General features: G+C 57.7%; 3 protein-coding genes. 1 reads left to right on the top strand and 2 read right to left on the bottom strand.

Features of this window, described 5'->3' with window-relative positions; translation table 11 throughout:
* Positions 1-839: argonaute/piwi family protein (locus COA17_RS18455; protein ID WP_483881754.1), on the bottom strand; the 839-nt coding region annotated here is incomplete at its 3' end.
* Positions 836-2,266 (bottom strand): SMEK domain-containing protein, encoded by a 1,431-nt coding sequence (locus COA17_RS18450; RefSeq protein WP_096614338.1) that lies wholly within the window; start codon positions 2,264-2,266, stop codon positions 836-838. The genes COA17_RS18455 and COA17_RS18450, both read right to left, overlap by 4 nt.
* Positions 2,267-2,519: 253 nt before the next feature.
* Here COA17_RS18450 and COA17_RS20165 point away from each other — a divergent pair.
* The coding region (locus COA17_RS20165; RefSeq protein ID WP_141397141.1) for a transposase at positions 2,520-2,671 on the top strand (152 nt) is incomplete at its 3' end.

Below are 2,671 nucleotides of genomic sequence, written 5' to 3'. Positions count from 1 at the left end.
ACCGGGGTCCCGCGCAGAATGATGCCGTGACCGAACTCGTCGAAGACTTGCGCGAGACTTGACGAGACTGTTTCACCATCGCGACTTTTGTAGAAGCCGATTCCGATGTAGCAGGAGCGCAACTTGGCGGTGTCCTCAACAAGACGCCAAGGGATGGTGCGGTTGCCCTTGTAATAGAGTGCGGTGCAGAAGTTCCATGCCTTGGTTGCGGGATCCTGCTGTTCCCCGGCCTGCTTCGTTATGAGGATAGTCTTTTCGCGTACGAGCTGCAGTGGCGTCCCGAGATGCATGCACTTCGCCTTGAGGATGCGGCGAAAGTTGTGTTCCAACTCGTTCTCTTCGTCTTCGTCCTCCTTGGAAGAGGTTACCGAGTCGAACATTTCATTTGGCAGGACGCAGACGATGACGTCGACAGACCTGTTCTCGGCCAAGAAGCGGATTTGCTCGTAGTATAATTCGACCGCGCGCTCGACGCGGTCGGCACGTGACGGGAGCTTTACGACCGCAGTAATCTCCGACTTTTGCAGCGTGCGCGTGTATTGGGGAGAGTTGATGAGGCGGGTGAGGAAGCCGTAGCTCTGGTTGATGCCGCCGAAGCCACGAAACAGGTTCAGCAGCTTCGACTCCTTCTTGCGCTCGATGCCGCCGCGACATTGAGCAAGCCACTCGTCTAGCAGGTCGACACCTTCGCCACGGCCGACGATACCGATGCGAAGCTCGGTACGGCGCAGCTCGTCACGCTTGTCGTACACTCCCATGTGCTCGATGCCGGTTCGCGGGCAGATATGGGTGCCGGTGCCAAACTCGAGCAGAGGCTCGGCTAGTGTGGTAAGCTTCACGCGGCCTTCTCCTTGATGTCTGTGGCATCGGCGGCGAACGTCTCGTCGGCATCGTCGGCGACGTCATCGGCATCCTCCCCGACATCGAACTCAACAAGGGTCTGAAATGAGAGCCCGTCCTCGTCGCCAGTGCCGCTTGCGGACAAGAAGTAGGCAATGAAACGCACCTGGTTCCTGACGCTGGCGTTCCGTTCGAGCCGCTTCTGCTGCGAAAGCAAGTCGTCGTGCCAGTTGGATTCGCGGAAACCATCGAACGAGTAGAACCAACCGGGCACGATCTGCGCGAACCAGTCGTCACCGAGCTTCGCGAAGGTCAGATTGAACGATAGGTGCTGGTGATGCGCGACCTTCGCGGGATCTTTCTTCGAAGGGCGAGCGAAATAGACGCGTCGTGTTGCCTTCTGCTTACCGATCCAAGGTTCCTTGCGCTCACTCTGCCCCTCCTCGTTGGCAATGAAGTAGAAGAAGCGATCCTTTGGATGCATACGGACGTGGCGTTTCTTGAGCAGCTCACGGGTTTCGGCAGTAAGTAGCTGCTTGAGCACGTTAGCGTTGTCTGTTTCCGAGGAATCAGCAAGGTCAGAAACGTCAAGCCGTTCCACCGATCCCTCGTCCACAATACTGATAAGGCCGCTGGTCTCCATTTCGTGGAAAGAAAAGATCTTGTTGTCGTGACAGACCCAGGCGTCTGTGTGTACGTCGTTCAGTAGGAGGGCCATCTTTACGACTGATGTCCTGCTCCGAGCCTTGCCCTTGTACGACAGACTACGACGTGCTTGCGCTATCACCTCCTTGTCGTTGATGGTCAGCTCGGCGACGTAGACTGCCTGTGGCATACGAATTCGCTGAAGGTTGGTCGTGATAGCCGTTGGGTCGGGTATGCTGTCAGCCCGGTAGGCGATATAGGCGTCTACCTCACCTAGAATGCGCTGAAACTCTTCAAGGACGCGCTCCTGAGCGGGCAAGCGCAGCGTAGCAACCAGCCCCAGCAGGTCACCGAGATCAATGACATGCTTTTTGGTATTGAAGGCGAAGCGACCGCCTAGGATCTCATTTACGGCGATTTGGCTATAGGACGCCTGCTTCTTGACGAGGGTGAGGATGTACAGTTCGTCGAAGCTGTTGAAGTAGCTGCGGTCTATGAACTGGCGGAGGGTAGCCTTCACCTTCTCGAGCGAGGTGGTCGAGGTGACCTGGAAGCAGACGCGGTCATGATCGTCGCCGAGGTCGATGCCAGGAAAATTTTTCTGCTTCCGGTTGAGATTGATCAGCTGGGGCAAATTGAAAATCGATCTCAGGATCGGGATAAACGCATCCTCGAGCGCTAGGTTTATGTCCGTGCGGCCTTGAGCGGTCGCAAGCTCAACCTGCACGATTATCCGGCTCACGACGTCGCGGAGCTTATTCTCTACTTCTAGCTGCCGCATGCGACTGCCTCCACTTTGCGCAAGCTTGACTGTGGGAACGCAAGGGGAACAATTCAAGAGCCTCGAAATGGAAATCCCCATAGCCGAGGTATCTTACGGCTCCCCCACGACTCAGATTTTCTTGGATCCATCCAAGGCTGGAGCGTCTGCATAAGCGTAAGCGTCCGGTCTGACGCGTGTTGCTGGCGCGGCGCAGCTGCGCGAGGCGGTCGGCTCTCGGAGTGTCCTTTCGCACTCCGTAAGGAGAGTGCGGATGGGGCGCATGGAGGTCATCACGCGGGTTGAGCGCCGCCGGCGGTATTCGGACGAGGAGCGCGCGGCGGTGCTGGCGCAGTGTGATGAGCCCGGCGCCACGGTGGTCGGCGTGTCGCGCCGGCTGGGCATCTCGGCCAGTCTCATCCACGG

It is taken from the genome of Sphingomonas ginsenosidimutans, from assembly GCF_002374835.1.
In the GTDB taxonomy this organism is placed as follows: domain Bacteria; phylum Pseudomonadota; class Alphaproteobacteria; order Sphingomonadales; family Sphingomonadaceae; genus Sphingomonas; species Sphingomonas ginsenosidimutans.
Note: the sequence above shows the minus strand (reverse complement) of the source record. Positions and strands in the feature narration are given on the sequence as shown.

Excerpts from the sequence above, each read along its gene's own strand:
- COA17_RS18450 (WP_096614338.1), bottom strand. The coding sequence starts at position 2,266 with ATGCGGCAGCTAGAAGTAGAGAATAAGCTCCGCGACGTCGTGAGCCGG.